11 protein-coding genes are annotated in these 15,151 nt (G+C 61.0%); 3 read left to right on the top strand and 8 right to left on the bottom strand.

What is annotated here, in order from left to right; all coding sequences use genetic code 11:
- Nucleotides 1-3,350 (bottom strand): VCBS domain-containing protein (locus IB264_RS32490; protein WP_210335706.1); only part of this gene is annotated, 3,350 nt, incomplete at its 3' end.
- A 505-nt stretch (nt 3,351-3,855) separates the two neighbouring features.
- Between IB264_RS32490 and IB264_RS32495 the strand changes: the two genes are divergently transcribed.
- Nucleotides 3,856-4,803 carry a transglutaminase-like cysteine peptidase gene (locus IB264_RS32495; protein ID WP_246811869.1) on the top strand — a complete coding sequence of 316 codons (948 nt, stop codon included), beginning with the start codon at nt 3,856-3,858 and terminating at the stop codon, nt 4,801-4,803.
- A gap of 95 nt (nt 4,804-4,898) precedes the next feature.
- Here IB264_RS32495 and IB264_RS32500 read toward each other — a convergent pair whose 3' ends face one another.
- The 5 genes from IB264_RS32500 to IB264_RS32520 all read right to left on the bottom strand — a co-directional run bounded on the left by IB264_RS32500 (nt 4,899) and on the right by IB264_RS32520 (nt 11,620).
- The gene (locus IB264_RS32500; protein ID WP_192435092.1) at nt 4,899-5,507 is read right to left on the bottom strand and encodes a ribbon-helix-helix domain-containing protein; all 609 of its coding nucleotides are present in this window, start codon (nt 5,505-5,507) and stop codon (nt 4,899-4,901) included.
- Nucleotides 5,508-5,509: 2 nt separating this feature from the next.
- On the bottom strand, nt 5,510-6,790 hold the full coding sequence (locus tag IB264_RS32505) for an HlyD family type I secretion periplasmic adaptor subunit (protein WP_084815365.1): 1,281 nt from the start codon (nt 6,788-6,790) through the stop codon (nt 5,510-5,512).
- A 60-nt stretch (nt 6,791-6,850) separates the two neighbouring features.
- Complete coding sequence (locus IB264_RS32510) at nt 6,851-9,028, bottom strand: type I secretion system permease/ATPase (RefSeq protein WP_057221324.1); 2,178 nt, start codon at nt 9,026-9,028, stop codon at nt 6,851-6,853.
- A gap of 33 nt (nt 9,029-9,061) precedes the next feature.
- On the bottom strand, nt 9,062-10,507 hold the full coding sequence (locus IB264_RS32515; RefSeq protein WP_057217284.1) for a TolC family outer membrane protein: 1,446 nt from the start codon (nt 10,505-10,507) through the stop codon (nt 9,062-9,064).
- 357 nt (nt 10,508-10,864) lie between these two features.
- On the bottom strand, nt 10,865-11,620 hold the full coding sequence (locus IB264_RS32520; RefSeq protein WP_082557407.1) for a GGDEF domain-containing protein: 756 nt from the start codon (nt 11,618-11,620) through the stop codon (nt 10,865-10,867).
- A gap of 310 nt (nt 11,621-11,930) precedes the next feature.
- On the opposite strand from IB264_RS32520, the gene IB264_RS32525 reads away from it, so the two are divergent.
- A complete protein-coding gene (locus tag IB264_RS32525; RefSeq protein WP_144239278.1) occupies nt 11,931-12,197 on the top strand; it encodes a hypothetical protein in 267 nt (88 codons plus the stop codon).
- A gap of 195 nt (nt 12,198-12,392) precedes the next feature.
- Nucleotides 12,393-12,854 (top strand): hypothetical protein, encoded by a 462-nt coding sequence (locus tag IB264_RS32530; RefSeq protein WP_041692987.1) that lies wholly within the window; start codon nt 12,393-12,395, stop codon nt 12,852-12,854.
- Here the strand turns inward: IB264_RS32530 and IB264_RS32535 are convergent.
- Entirely contained in the window at nt 12,844-13,500 is a 657-nt protein-coding gene (locus IB264_RS32535; protein ID WP_084815361.1) for a response regulator transcription factor, read from the bottom strand. The two genes, IB264_RS32530 and IB264_RS32535, sit on opposite strands and share 11 nt — an antisense overlap.
- Nucleotides 13,497-14,891: a sensor histidine kinase gene (locus tag IB264_RS32540; RefSeq protein WP_309141686.1), complete on the bottom strand. Its 1,395-nt coding sequence runs from the start codon at nt 14,889-14,891 to the stop codon at nt 13,497-13,499. The genes IB264_RS32535 and IB264_RS32540 overlap by 4 nt, the downstream gene beginning before the upstream one ends.
- Between the last annotated feature and the right edge of the window lie 260 nt (nt 14,892-15,151).

Consider the following 15,151-nt stretch of genomic DNA (forward strand, 5'->3'; position numbering starts at 1 on the left):
CCCACGGTACCGTCAAGCCGTTCCACCACGCCGCCAAGCTGCCAACCGGACGTGATCACCGGGGCGTCGTTGGTGCCGGTGATGACGATCGTCACCGTCTGCACTGCCGTGCCGCCATGGCCGTCATTGACGGTCACGTCGTACTTCTGCGTCAACGTCTGGCCTGCCTGCAGCGAGTCGAGCACGCCGTCGGCCACCTTGAAGCTCCAGCCAACCTTGTCAGTCGCCTGATTCACCGGGCCGAGCGAGAATGCGCCGAGATAACCGCCACCCTGCGCCGCGAAGCTGGCGTTGTGTGTGTCGAGCGTATCCACATCGGCAAAAGTGACCGCGCCGCCCTGCACATGCACAACCGCATTCTCACCGGCCGCGTTATCAGCTCGTTCCGTCACCGCACCGCTCTGCACCGCAGAGGTGATCACCGGAACGTCGTTCGTGCCGGTGATCACAATCGTCACCGTCTGCACTGCCGTGCCGCCATGGCCGTCATCGACCGTCACGTCATACTTCTGCGTCAGCGTCTGGCCGGCCTGCAGCGAGTCGAGCACGCCGTCGGCGACCTGGAAGTTCCAGCCGACCGAGTCACCCGCCTGGTTCAGCGCGCCGAGCGCGAAGGTGCCGAGGTAGCTGGCGCCCTGTGCGGTGAAAGTTGCGCTGTGCGTGTCGAGCGTATCGACGTCGGCAAAGGTTACCGCACCATTCTGTGCATGCGTTGTCGCATTCTCGCCCGCAACACCGTCGGCGATCTCCGTCACGGAGCCACTCTGCGTGCCCGAGGTGATCAGTGGAACGTCGTTCGTGCCGGTGATCACAATCGTCACCGTCTGCACTGCCGTGCCGCCATGGCCGTCATCGACGGTCACGTCATACTTCTGCGTCAGCGTCTGGCCGGCCTGCAGGCTGTCGAGCACGCCATCGGCGACCTCGAAGTTCCAGCCGACCGAGTCACCCGCCTGGTTCAGCGCGCCGAGCGCGAAGGTGCCGAGGTAGCTGGGGCCCTGGGCCGTGAAGCCGGCACTGTGGGTGTCGAGCGTATCGACATCGGCAAAGGTTACCGCACCATTCTGTGCATGCGTTGAAGCATTCTCGCCCGCAGCACCGTCGGCGATCTCCGTCACCGAGCCACTCTGCGTGCCCGAGGTGATCACCGGAACGTCGTTCGTGCCGGTGATGGTGATCGTCACCGTCGTCGACGATTTGTCGCCATCGCCATCAGTGATCTCGTAACTGAACGTATCCGTCACTGTCTGGCCCGCAGCAAGACCTTGGACGGCGCCATGCGCGTTGTTCAGTGTATAGGTGTAGCTGCCGTCAGCGCCCAAAACCAGCGTACCGAACTGGCCGACCGTTGCGCCACCAACCACGCCCGCCGCGTCGCCAGACGATACGGCCGTGACCGACGCCCCGTCTGCCCCCCGCACGTCCTTGACGCCGTCCGTACCATTGGCATCCGTGCCACCCGAGCCGGTCAGTACATTGCCATCCGCAACGAGCACACCATCTTCGGTCGCGCTATCCGTGTCCGCTGCAGCCGTCGCAACGTCGTCGGAGACCGAGACGGAGACGGTGCCTTCCGCCGTGTCGCCGTCCGTGTCGGAAGCGATGACCTTGACCGAGCCGAGTGCGGCGAGATCGTCGGCATTGACGCCGGGATGGCTGGCATAGTTGTCGGTAAGCGTCGCCGTCACGGTCGCGCTGTCGCCGCTGCGCACCAGGTCGAGGGTGACGATGGTCACGCCGCCGGCCTTGCCGACGATCTGGGTGTCGGAGACCCGATCCCAGGTCAGCGCACCGGTGAGGGTGCTGGTGTCGCCGAACACGATGGTGGCGATGGCATCTGAACCGGCCACGAAGCCGATCGTGCCGCTGCTGGTGTCGGCGCCCGGCGTGGTGCCGTCGGCCAGGTTCTGGTCGTCGAGTGCAAGCGAGGCGGAAGCCGCAAGCGGATCGACTGCCGGGCCGGCGCCGTCCGTCACGGTGATCGTCTGGCTGTCGCTCGTCGTGTCGTTGTCGGCATCCTTGGCCGACAGCGTGAAGCTGACATTGACTCCGCCCGCATTGTTGAGGTTGCTGGCCGCTGCAAACGACCAGGTCTTGTCGGCATTGACCGTCAGCGTACCCTCGGCAAGCGCAAACGCCACCGACTGGCCCGCCGTCAGGGTCAGCGTCTGCGTCGTGTTGCCGACCGTCACGTCGACTGTGCCGACGCCATCGGCACCTGCCGAAAGCGTCCAGCTGCCGGCAAGCGTCTGGCCTTCCACCACGCTCGGCGCGGCCGGATCGGTGATCCCGATCACCGGAACGTCGTCGATGATATCGATCTGGAGGGTGGCCGAACCGCCGGCACCATCGTGATCGGTGACCGTGAGGTCGAAGATGTCCCGGTCCTGCTCGATATTCGTACCGGGATTGACCCCGGAACTCGTGACTGCGCTCGTCAGCTCGTAGGTGTACTCCGCCACACCGGTAAGCGGGTTGTAGCCGGTGATGGTCAATGTACCGAATTGACCCACAACCGTTTGCCCGACGAGACCGCCGATGGCGAACGTCTGACCGTTGATGGTCAGGCCAGCGATGTCGTCAAGCCCGTCCGGATCGGTGAGCGCAAACACACCGCTGACCGACGCACTGCCATCGCCCGCACGCGATCCGACTGCGAGGCCGGCTTCGTCGACTTGCCTGTCGCTCACCGCGATGCCGCCTGGATTATCTTTGGAGTCGGGGATGATCGACGGGTCATCGTTGGGGTCAAGCGCGAAGGGCAGACGCTCGGTCGCTTCAAGCGCAGGAAACTCCAGGGCGGTCGGGGCGAGCAAGTCGATGACCGGCCCGGCCTGGCCGATGTCGCCGGTCGCATCGGAGAGATCCCCGCCGCTGCTTTGGTTCGACACGACGCTGATGGTGCCATCCGGGCCCGCGGCGACGTTGATACCGTTTTCTCCAAGCACCGCCACGAGGGTTTCGCGGGGGATTTCGGCGTCACCGATGACGAAGGTCGGAACTTTCAATGCGGCGTTCTGGATCGTGATTGTAGAGCCATCAGGCTGTTCTAAAACGATATCAGTGCCGACCACCTGGATCTTTTCGATCGATGCGCCTGCAGGGAGGTGCACGATATTTGAAGCATCGGCGCTGACCGTCGCCGGCATCGGCGGCGTTTGGGGCGCGTTCTCAGCGCCCTTCACCGGAGCGCCGGTTGCCTGGTCCAGGAGCTGCGGCTCTTCCGTCGCGCCACCACCGGTCTGTGCTACCAACCGGCCGGCTTTGCCATCCGGTGCGTCGCGGTACTCGATTGCCTCTGCCGGGTTTGCGGCGGCTTCGTTGGAATTTGTGGTGCCTGCGGTTGCCATAGAAAATACCCCTCGACCTTTGCGGGCAAGAGAACATCAACCTTGTGCAGCCGCAATCGGCATCGAAGGGATTAGAGAAAAACAGCATAATATGATATGCTAATACCCAAAATTGGTTAGATTGACGCAATTTTAATAGTTCTGGTCATGGGTTCGAAACGAATGCCCCATCCGGGCCGCCGGAGCTATAAAAAGAAGCCCTGATGTCACAGAGAACAGTGGCAAAATGCGCCCGTCAATCGCAACTGGCCGCGTTGCAAGACGTTCCGTTGAACGCATCCTCATGAAACAACCGGCACAGGTGCCAAACGGCATGCTCCGGGCTGGCGATCGCTTTCATGATGACGGAGTCGGCGACTTCTATACACGAATCCGTCAGTGCTCCAAAAGCATACACAAGTATAAAGTTTGAATAAAATTTTACATAAAACGTATTGGCGTGACACATACTAAATAATACATACGGCTTTACCTGCGTTTTTCTTTTGATTCGTAGAGTGTCTCCATGCAACCGAGAGACACGGCGATGAACAAGAAGAGCTGGAAGCACTGCGGAAAATACCTGAAGACTTCGGTGTTTGCGATCGGCCTGGCATCGCTTTCAGCGATATCCTCCGTGCAGGCCGGACAGCCCGGCATGCTCCAGCCCGGCGTCTTCCAGCAGATGCTGAGCCTCGCGAGTCCGCTGGCGGCCGTCGCCACTGAGGCAATCGGCACCTGGTCGAAGCAAGCCTCCGAAGGGCTCAAGCGGCAGCGGGTGCGGAAAGTGGCGGTGACGGCAGGCACCAACCTCGGTGGCCAAACACCGGCGCAGTCGACGCCCTCCGCCGTTTTCCATTCCGTCGCCTTCCGCGTCTCTTCGATCCCCGTGGCCCGCAAATGGAAAACCGTCTTTCCGGCGGTCGCTGCAGCCGATTTCGACCACTGCGCCAACGAGAGTGGTTGTGCCGCTCGCGGCATCCTCGGCAGGGCGATCGAAAACGCCAACGGCCTCGCCTTCCGGCAGAAGATCAGCGGCATCAACCGGACGGTGAACCGGCTTGTCCGCTACCAGCCGGACGCTGAGAACTACGGCTCCAAGGATTATTGGGCAACGCCGGACGAAATTCTCGCCCGCGGCAAGGGCGACTGCGAAGACTATGCCATCCTGAAGATGGCCGCTCTCAAGGCGGCCGGCCTGCCGCCGGAAGCCATGTCGGTCGTCGTTCTGCGCGATGTCCGACGCAACCTCTATCACGCGGTGCTCGCGATCACGACGAGCCAGGGCCACTTCATTCTCGACAATCTGAGCGACGAGGTGAAGCCCGACCGTGCCCTGCCCAACTACCAGCCGCTCTTCTCGGTCAGCGCCGACCGCTCTTGGATCCACGGCGTCAAGTCGACCGGCGACAAGGTCGCTTCGGCCGCACCTCTGTCCGATGTCATGCCCGGAGAGGGCGTCGCGCTTCGCTAAACCTCATCTCCAAACGCAATGCCTTTCGTCGAATGGGTGACCGCTCGAAAGGGTCGCCATTGTAACTACGCTGTCGCAGCGGCGGTCGCATTGGATCAGGCCAGAATAAAGCCGATGATGACGTCCTGGTCGGAGAGCGGTGCGAGGGCGGCGGTGAGTTTGCCCCGCGTGTTCTGCCCCTGCGCTCCTATGGTGAAGCCTGCCGATTGCGGTTCGCCGGGGGTCTCCTTGAGGCGGCGCACGAGATCGACAAACTGAACGTCGAAAGAGAGCTTCAAGCCTCGTGCCGGTTGGGGCAGGTGCGACCGCAGGACACGTGATTGGACGAAGGAGAGGAAGGCGGGGTTATAGGCAATGATATGTTTGTTCCCCGTGAGCGCAAAGGCCGGCGACGGGCTTGCTCGGACCTGGGCTGCAACCACAGCCAAGTTGCTGCGCTCATTGGCCGACGAAAGTTCGTTGCGCAGGTAGCGGGTGGCGATAAAACGCAGCCGCGCCGTCAGATTGCCTTCGCCCTCGAGTTCTGTTTCGCAGGCGGCAACGATATCCGCGAGCTTACGGCCTTGCCGCGCGGCAAGCTCGCCAAGGCTCTGCCAATAGATCTCCTCAAGCTTGATCCCGCGGCGCTGACCGCCGACGGTGACGACACGGAACCGCAGAGCGCTCAGGTCCGCGTCGGACGGGGGAGGCGGCGTCTCGTTCATCGTCAGCGCTCCCGCAGAGCTTCCTCGCGCGCCTTGTTGATCGGCTTCATCAGATAGGCAAGGATCGTTTTCTTGCCGGTCATGATATCCACGGACGCAATCATGCCGGGCATGATCGCATATTCGCGCCCATCCTTCACCAGCGCGGCTGTGTCGGTCTTGACGCGCACGAGATAGTAGGTTTCGCCATTGTTCTGATCGACCAGGCTGTCGGCGCTGATGGTCTCAACGACACCGCCGAGGCCACCGTAAATCGAGAAGTCATAAGCCGAGACCTTGATCAGCGCCGGCTGGCCGGCGCGCACGAACGCAACGTCCCTTGGAGATAGCCGTGCCTCAACGAGCAGTACTTCCGATGTCGGTACGACGCCGGCGATCACCCCACCGGGCGTCACATAGGCGCCGACCGTGTTGACATCGAGCGTATTGATGATGCCGTCGACTGGTGAGCGAATGTCGGTGTTGGCGACCCGGCTGCTGGCGCCGCGGATGGTTTCCTCGATTACGGAAAGTTGCGAAAGCGCCTCGGTCTTCTCCGCCAGGGCCTCCTGCTTCAGTTGCAACGACAATTCGGTCACCTGGAGGGTTGCCTCCCTGAGCGCCGCCTCTAGCTTTCCGACTGACTCCTTCCAGAGGGCGAGCTGACCCCGGGTATCGGTCAGCTCCTTCTCGACCCTGAGCACCTCGGTTTGCGCGACGAGCTTGCGCTTGACCATCGGCGCGAGCATTTCCTGTTCTTGCTCAGTCAACTGCAGGCTCTCTGTCAGGCGGGTGATATTGGCCTCCGCCTCGGCAAGCTCCTTCTGCCGCTGGCCTTCACGCGCTTGCATGACCGACAGCTTGTTGTTGAAATTGCCGGCCTTGGCTTGAAGCAGTTGTTCCTCGTTGGCGCATATGGCCGGCGCGACCTTAGTGATGTCCTCAGGACATTGGTATTTTGCGTCGTAGGCCCCGGTCTCCTCGAGTTTGAGCCGCGCGACTTGCGCGCGCAGCGATCGCCCCTTGGCCTCGAGTTCGCCAAGGGAGGAGCCGCTCGCGGTATCGTCGAGCCGGAGGATCAGATCGCCGCGGCGAACGACCTGTCCGGGCTGTACCGCGATCTCGCGCACGATGCCGGGTTCACTCGACTGGATAATCTGCGTCTTCGAGACGGGGATGACCTTGCCTTCACCGCGGGCGATCTCATCAACCTCGGCGATCGCCGCCCAGGCGACGAAAGAGCTGATCAGCAAGCCGATGACAAGCAACCCGGCGCGCGCGGCAAGCGGCGGTTTCTCAGTCATGCTGATCCCTCCTGCCACGTGCAAACCGACGTCTTTTCGTCATCTTTGTGAAGGCGTGCATCATAGGCCGGCTCCGGCCACTGGGCCAGCAGGACCGGGCCGTCTTTGCAACTGCTCGATGACCTCGGCCTTCGGGCCATCGGCAACGACGCGCCCGCGATCAAGAACCAGCAGCCGATCGACGAGGCTCAGCATGCTGTGGCGATGTGTCGATATCAAAAGAGTGACATCGCTACTGAAGACAGTAGAGAGCTTGTTGATCAGCTCACGCTCGCTTGCAAGGTCCATTGCCCCGGAGGGTTCATCAAGGAAGACGACCTTCGGCTTGCGCAACAGCAGCCGTGCGATGGCAACCGCCTGGCGTTGCCCGCCGGAGAGCTGAGAACCGCGTTCACCCACGGGCATGTCATAGCCGCGCGGATGGTGGGAGACGAATTCGTCCACGCCGGCAAGCCTCGCTGCCGCCACCACTTCTTCATCGCTGGCAGTCGGATTTGCCATCAGGAGGTTTTCCTTGATCGTGCCCGAGAACAGATCAGAATTCTGCGACACGAACGAGACCGCCGAGCGAACGACAGAGGGGTGCAGTTGGCGAATGTCGACGCCGTCGAGCAGGATTCGCCCCGCGCTTGGTGGGTAGAGGCCGGCAAGCAGCCGGCCGATCGTCGTCTTGCCGGAACCGATGCGGCCGATGATGCCCACCCGCTCTCCCGCTTTGATCGCCACATTCATGCCGCTTACCACTTTGTGGTCGGTCCCCGGGTAGGCGAAGTCGAGATTGGCGAAGGTAATGCTGCCGTTGCGGATCTCGCGATTGACGAAACCGATCGTATCGGGCCGATCCTCCGGCTGCTCCATCACCGCATTCAGGATCCGCAGCGATAGAAGCGCCTGGCGCAGTCGCGCCAGCGTCATCGCAATCTGGCCGAGCGGTGCGACGGCGCGGCCGGCCAGCATGCTGGCGGCGATGATCGCGCCGGAGGAGATGTTTCCCTCCGTGAATTCATAGGCGCCGGCCACGACGATGCAGACTGTCACCAACTGCTGCACGAACTGCGTCGCGTGCGACGCCCAGGAGGAAATCTCCTTGATTTTCTCGGCCGTGTTCGAGGAATGCTTGGCCAATTCGTTCCAGCGGCGAAGCAGCTGTTTTTCCGAATGCAGCGTTTTCACCGTCTCGATCGCGCTGATCGTTTCGACCAGGAGTGCCTGGCGCTGGGCGGACTCGTTGGATGCCGCGGCGACGCGATTGCCGATCTTGTACTGCGCAACGTAGCCGATCACGAGGCTCAAGATAAAAGCAATCGCTGGAATGAGCGCGATCCAACCTGCCACCGCATAGATGGCGGCGATGAAGACGAAGACGAAGAGACTGTCGATGATCATGCTGAGCGTATTCGACGTGAAAAACTCCCGCACGAATTCGTACTGCATCGCCCGGTTCGCATACTCGCCGGTGGACGGCGGCCGCGACGCCATGGTTGCATGCAGAATCTTCTCGAACAGCATGTAGGAGAGTTTCAGATCGGCCTTGCGGCCGGCGTAGTCGATCAGCGCCGCGCGTACCGTCTTCAATAGGAAATCGAAGAGGATGGCGGTGCTGATGCCCAGCGCCAGGACCCAGAGCGTCGCGATCGCCTTGTTCGGCAGGATGCGATCGTACACGTTCATCGTGAACAGCGGCGCGGCGAGCGCCAGGACGTTGATGAAGAATGTGGCGATCGCCACCTGGACATAGGCTTGCCAGAAGGGCTTGATCGTCGAAGTCAGCCAGTGTCGGCGGTCAATGTTGCGCGCCTCGCCAACACCCCGGCCGGCAGCCGCGTTCAAATAGGTCGCCGAGAACGACGCGGCATAGGCGAGCCCGCCGAGTTGCAGATCAGACAGCTTCACCGCCGTCTCGTCCGGCCTTGCCAATTTGTTCGAAAGACTGAGAGTCCCGTCCGGCGCCTCCTCCAACAACGCCGTGGCGCTGCCATCGCGAAAGACGAGCAGCAGCGGGAACACGAAATCACGATTGGCAAGGGCCCGCGTGGAAACAAGCTCCGTCTCCAGGCCAACGCGCTCAGCTATGCGGGAAACGTCTTCGGCGCTCGGCGACCGGGCGTCGAAGGGCACGTCGGAATAGAGCACACTGTCTGACGAGGGGCGGTTCAAGAAGATGCAAATCTCCTTGAACGCCTCGGAAAAGCCAGTCAAGGACGGGCCAATCTGCGCATGCCTGTCAATAGCTTGCATCACCACCGGTTGTGTCCGCCCTCACGAGGACTATCATTTCTGCCGGATCGGCGCCAACAAGTCGAGCGGCAAATCGTTCGTCTGGCGCGACGGAACACGGCGATAGGTTTCCGTAGCAGGCGTGTCCGGAACATTGAACTCGGTGCGCGCATAGGCTTCGGATTGAGCCGGTGCCTTGATCTGCATCGTCGCCAGGAGCTGGCCAGTTGCGGCAAGCAGGCGATATTCGGCAAACAAGGCTGCATATTGCGATGTTTTCGCCAGGACGCTGACATTGAAACGTGCGTTCTGCGCGCCCAGCACGTCGAGCAGCGAGCGCTGGCCGACCTTGAGCTGCTCGCGATAGGACTCGACGATCTGCACGTTCATCTGGGCCTGTGCATTCAGCGTGCGCGAAATGTCATACTGGCTCGTGCGGCGTTCCCAGGAAATGCGAACGGCCTCCTCGACCTCGCGATGCGCCTGGTGGAAGACCAGCCGCTGCTCGCTCGCCCGGCGCATCTGTTCCTGCTCGTTGGCGATGTCTATGCCGCCACGATAGAGATTCCATTTTGCGACGATCCGCGCTTGCGCGTCCCAGGAATTGCCGGTCGCGCCGTCGATATCGTTTCCGGAGCGCACGCTTCCTTCGGCAAAGACCTCCGGAAACATGCTCGAGCGCGCAGCCTTTACCTGCGAGTCCGCGACACTGATGTCGGAATCGGCAGCCTTGATGCGCGGGTTGTTGCCGCGGGCGATGCCGATCGCCGTCTCCAGCGTTTTCGGCAAGACGTTCGCAACCGACTTCGGCATCGACGGCTTGGTAAGCGGCTGGCCCACCAGGCGATTGAAGCTGATCTTGACGGTATCGAGCGCTTCCTCCGCTTCCAATAGGCGGGCCTTTGCGGAAAGCAGGCGTTCACTGGCCTGTTGGCGATCCGCATCAGTCAGCGTTCCACCTGAAATCAGCGAGCTGATATCCGATAGGATCGACTGATGAACGCCGACGTTCTTGCGGGCCTCCGCCACGATCTGCTGCTGAAGAATATACTCGAAGTACTCGCGGACGATCTGCAACCCAATGGTTTCGGAACGTTCCAGCACACGGAAGGAGGCGCTGTCGACGCGTGCTGCCTGCCGCTCCAGTTCGGCACGACGACCACCGCCGTCAAAGAGCTTCTGAGTGACTGTCAGACCGACATCGGAAGGATAGAGCGGGTCGTTTTCGATGGAGCCGAGCCGTCGTGCTTCGTCCTCGAGGTGTTGCACGCCCGTGGAAGCTTCCACATCGAGGCTCGGCAGGTAGAGACCGCGGGCCTGCCGCAGTTCGAACTCGATCGCCTCGCGGTTCTCCATCGACTGCCCGATCTCCGGGTTCGATTCCATCGCGATTTGAAGCGCTTCCCTGAGCGTCATCGCATCGGCCGCACCGCCCGCAAACACGGTTGACGCGAGCAGAATAGAAAACAACCCGCCCTTAAAGGTTTTCCCCACGTTCAATACTATCCCCCTCGCAATCAGTACGTCACGCTTGCAAATCCAAGCGCACATTACAACTGCAGAAATTTATCGCTAAATAATACAGCTGTAATAAAAGGCGGCCACCACTTTTGGGGTGGTGCAAGAGTATCCCAGCCTTTCGCACGGCCATGTTGCAAAAATGGAACAATCGCGCCCTCTAAGCCGAGATCCGTTAAGCTATTGAAATAGAACCGATCGCGCATCGCGTCTTCAGGATTTGAGCGACTAAGTTGCCGTCTACAACTCAATGCAGGCGCGAATTCAGCCGCTGGATCTCAGTCGCCGCGCGCAAAGGTTGTATCTTCACCTAACGTGAGCGCCAGCGCCCACATTGATTCAAGCCGAGGGCAGGCGGACAAAACCGACGCTCTGAGTCGCCGCAACAGCAACGGCCTCGGAAGCGGCAGTGCGGCGCAGCTGCTCCAGGTCAACGCTGCCGTCGAACAACGCACCGCCAACGCTGAAGGCAAGATCGACCTTGCTGCCGTCGGCAGCGAAATGCGACGAGGTCAGCGCTTTCGTCAGGCGTGTGCAAACCTGCTCTGCATCGGCTTCGGTCGCACCCACCAACAGGACGTCGAAGCTCGCTGGACCGGTTCGCGCGACGACATCGTCGCGCCGCACCGAGGTGCTGATGGTGGAGGCGACGAATTGGAGCAGTTCATCACTCCATTCCGGGCCGAAAGCGGCGCCGACATCGTCGAGGTTGTTGATCCGCAGATGGATGAGAGCCCCGTGAAGCTCCTCGGCACCGCGCTGACGGCGGCGCTCGAGACCATTAACATGCTGGACGAGCCCGCGGCCGGTAACGCAGCCGGTCGTGGCGTCATGGGCAACGACGTGGTTGATCTGGTTGCGCAGGCGCTGGGCCCGGCGAAACTGCATGGCCGCGACGACGATCAGCGGCACACCCATCAGCAAGGAAATCAAGGCCGCGCCGACCATCGCTGCCGCATAGGGCCGATCGACGAGAGCGACCAGGCTGAGATAAACCAGAACCTGGGCGAGTACGGCGAAACCAACGATGCCGGCGAGGACATAGCGCACGATCCGCCAATCCCTCTGCCCGTTGAATGGTAACTCTCTCTGCATGCATCCAGCTCCCGATTCACTGACGATAATCGGTCTAGTGCAGTTTTATGCATATTCCCTTTCCTAGGTATCTACAACTTTATGCACCGCATAGAATGCCCGAGGAAATGCACCAAAACGGCATAACTGCCGCCTGAATATTCGCACTCGGCGAGCAAATTCAAGATGGCTGCGGGGAAAACTGGTTCTTCTGCTGTCGGGAAAGCGCGTCCGGCGGACTTTGGTCCTACTCCTGATCCGACTTCAGTCCGCTTTGACACGGGCCCGCTTGTTCCGCACGCTGACAGCATGTTGGGCTGGTGTCACGAAAATGAGGATCAAGAACTCTCTGAACCGACTTCTTTCGCCGGCGCTCGGGCAAGAACTGGCGCCCAGGACACATGTTCTGGAGTCTCTTCTTGACCTTTGCCAAGCCTACAACCTGGCGGTCACGGAGCTGCACAGGTTGCAGCTAGAAACGCATCCGCGGCAGGATGCGATCCGGGAGTTTGAAGTTCTGTGTCGCGATATTGAAATGCGGCTCATGTCCTGTATTGAGAAGGTGGACTGTGCCGGCAAAGCCGAAGGTCCGCACTGAAAGCCTGCCACGGGTCGTTCGCGGCGCCCTGGCCCAACGCGTTTCAGCGATCAGGGCTTTCGGTTACAGGGGTTTGTCGAGGCGGTTGTCTCGGTTGAACTCATGCTATCGGCCGCCGGTTTGCGGTCTGGCAGAGCATGCCCAATCTCGACAACCTGTCGAAGCCCGGGCAAAGTTCTGTTCTGAGGAGATGTCATGCCTACGCGTCGGAAGTTTCTTACCGCAGTCAGCTCGGGAGCCGTTTGTCTGTTCGCCACAGCCCTTCCATATACCCTCGGCCCTGCCGGCTCGTTACTGGAACTTGTTCCCCAGGCCGCTTTTGCCAAGAGCGGCGAGAATAACGGCAATGGTGGTGGCGGCGGCGGTGGTAACGGTGGAGGCAATGGCGGAGGAAATGGCGGTGGTAACGGTGGAGGAAACGGTGGAGGAAACGGAGGGGGCAGGTCTGGAAAAGACAACTCGAGCGGCGGCAACGCCCGTGGCAATTCGAAGGGTGCCGGCGGCGGTGCTTCCAGGGTCGGCGTGCGCCATGCCGATGGCATGAGCGAGGAGATCAATAACGGCCGCTACATCATGAAGGATGCGCGGGGGCGCACGATCATCAACCGAAAGGCGACCCTGGCGGACTTGAAACGAATTCAGTCCCTCATTCAGTGAGGGGACGCCAATCGGCCGCGTCGCGCAGCACCATGGCAGCCTCGGTTCGGTTGGTGACGCTGAGCTTGGCCATGATCTGCGTCATATGGTGCTTTACTGTCTTTTCCTGAAGTTCGAGTTTCCGGGCGACGTGCTTGTTGCTCATGCCTGCGGCCACCAACTGCAGCACTTCATGTTCACGCGCGGTCAGGCTGGCGACCAGGGCCGACAGGTTTGATGGACCGCGCGTCCGATTGGAGAGAAGTTTGGCCGAGAGCGCCGGAGTGACATAGCTCTCGCCCGTGGCGACGTTGCGTATGATTTCCGCCAGGGCTCGGCCACCTACACCCTTCAGCACATATCCCAGCGCCCCTCGTTCGAGGGCTGCAGTAACATCGTCGCTCGTTTCGGAAACGGTCAGCATGATGATTTTTTGCGACGGCGATAACTCGAGGATAGGGAGGATTGCGTTCAAGCCGCCCCCCGGCATGGATATGTCCAGCAGCATGACATCGGGACGCAGATTCTCGGCAATAAGCAGGGCATCATCCCTAGAACTCCCCTCGGCAACGATTTCGAATCCGCCGATCTCCAGCAGGCTTCTTGTTACGCCCTCTCGAAACAAGGGATGGTCATCTACCACGGCTATGCGTATCGCTGTCTTCATACCGCTTTTGTCTCCTCGGTGCTGATTGTCATTCGAACAACGGTGCCAGTTGTTGAGACTTTAATCTCGAAGGCTCCACCCAAGCTTTCGATGCGTTCCCTTAATCCCTCAAGGCCAAGGCCCGTTGGCTCGACGCGATCCGGGTCGAAGCCAGGCCCATTGTCCCCGACCTCGACCATCACCTGCTCACCCACTGTCGATTGTGAGACACGCTGGCCGACGCCGCCGCCATGGCGGTACGCGTTGTTGAGCGCTTCCTGCACGAAGCGGTAGATACAGATTTTGGCGGACAGAGCGAGGTGATCAGGCGGGTCGAAAACCGACAGTTCCACGGTCGTTTCCGTTCGTTGCTGATGGGCGTGAACGACCCGCTTCAAGATCTCGGGCAGGGTCGCCGTTTCGATCTGCGGCAAAACAAGACCGCTGCAGATCGTCCGGATCTCCTGCATTGCTTCATCGAGGCTTTCCTTGATTTCGGCGATGCTGCGCTCGCGCGTCGCTCCGGGTGCTTTCGGGTTCGTCAAAGCATCGCTGTCGAGCCGCAGGGAGGCGAAGGCCAGCAGTTGCGCGGGCCCGTCGTGCAGATCAGCACCGATGCGGCGCAGATGACTTTCGTTGAGCGCCGCCGTGCGCTGTGAGGCCCGCTGAAGCCGCCCCCGTAGAGCTTCGTTCTGCGCGAGCAGCGCTGAAAGCTGGGCGATCCGATCCTTGAGCGCATGGCGCTGCGTCTCAATGGTCCGGCTGCCTCGCAGCACGATCGCAGAGAGAACCACGAAAAAAGCAAGCGTAAAGGCTGCGACCGCTAACCAGGTATAGAAGCGCGCTTGGTTCAAGCCGTGTTGGAAATCATAGGAGACCTCATGAAATTCAGAAACTGCGACGACCTCTCCCGACCACGGTTGCAGCACCGGATTGTAGATCTCAAGGATCGGCATGTCGGCTGGGCGTTTGTCTGACTGCTCCCCTGATTGATCGAAGAGCGCCACCATCCTGCCGGAGAATGCCGTTCGCAACTCGTCGCTGAGCTCGAGCCGTTTTCCAATCTGGGCTTCGTCGCTTGAGTACAGAACCGTGCCGTCCGCCCGCCAAAGGCGGAAGGACAAGAGACGGTCTCCCAGGGCGCCCTGACCAAGGGTTTCGTCGAGCGCGCGCGCGACACCGCCGTCGAGTATCTGGGTCGTCTGCATATCGGGCAACAACGGTGCGATCACACTGTCCACATAGAGAGCCGTGGTTGCGGCGGAGTTGCGAGTGACTGCCTCCTCGATAAGGCGTGAAACAAACGCCCCAACCAGCACCATCGCAGCCGCTGCAACAAGGCCGCCGATCAGCAGGAACTGCGTTGCCAGTGAGCGGGCGTTCCAATTTTTGATGAGTTGGGTGGCGCGCACGAAATTTCCCGGGATCGACTGCTGGTCGTCAGCGTCGCTGTGGTACAACAAACCCGCGTTAACCTAAACGCTTGGGCAGGCTGGTCAATGCCGTGGCTCGGTTCTCAATCCTTATCGGACCTTAGGCTGTCTGCCCGACAGGACCAAGGTCCTATAGGCCGCCGCAATGGTCCGGGGGGCATAGTAGCTCCCTTTTGCCCAAGATAAGTTACGCTTCTCTACAAACGCGGCCTTCATCGAAGTCGGTGCCGCGGCTATTC

It is taken from the genome of Ensifer sp. ENS11 (assembly GCF_014851895.1).
GTDB lineage: Bacteria > Pseudomonadota > Alphaproteobacteria > Rhizobiales > Rhizobiaceae > Ensifer > Ensifer canadensis.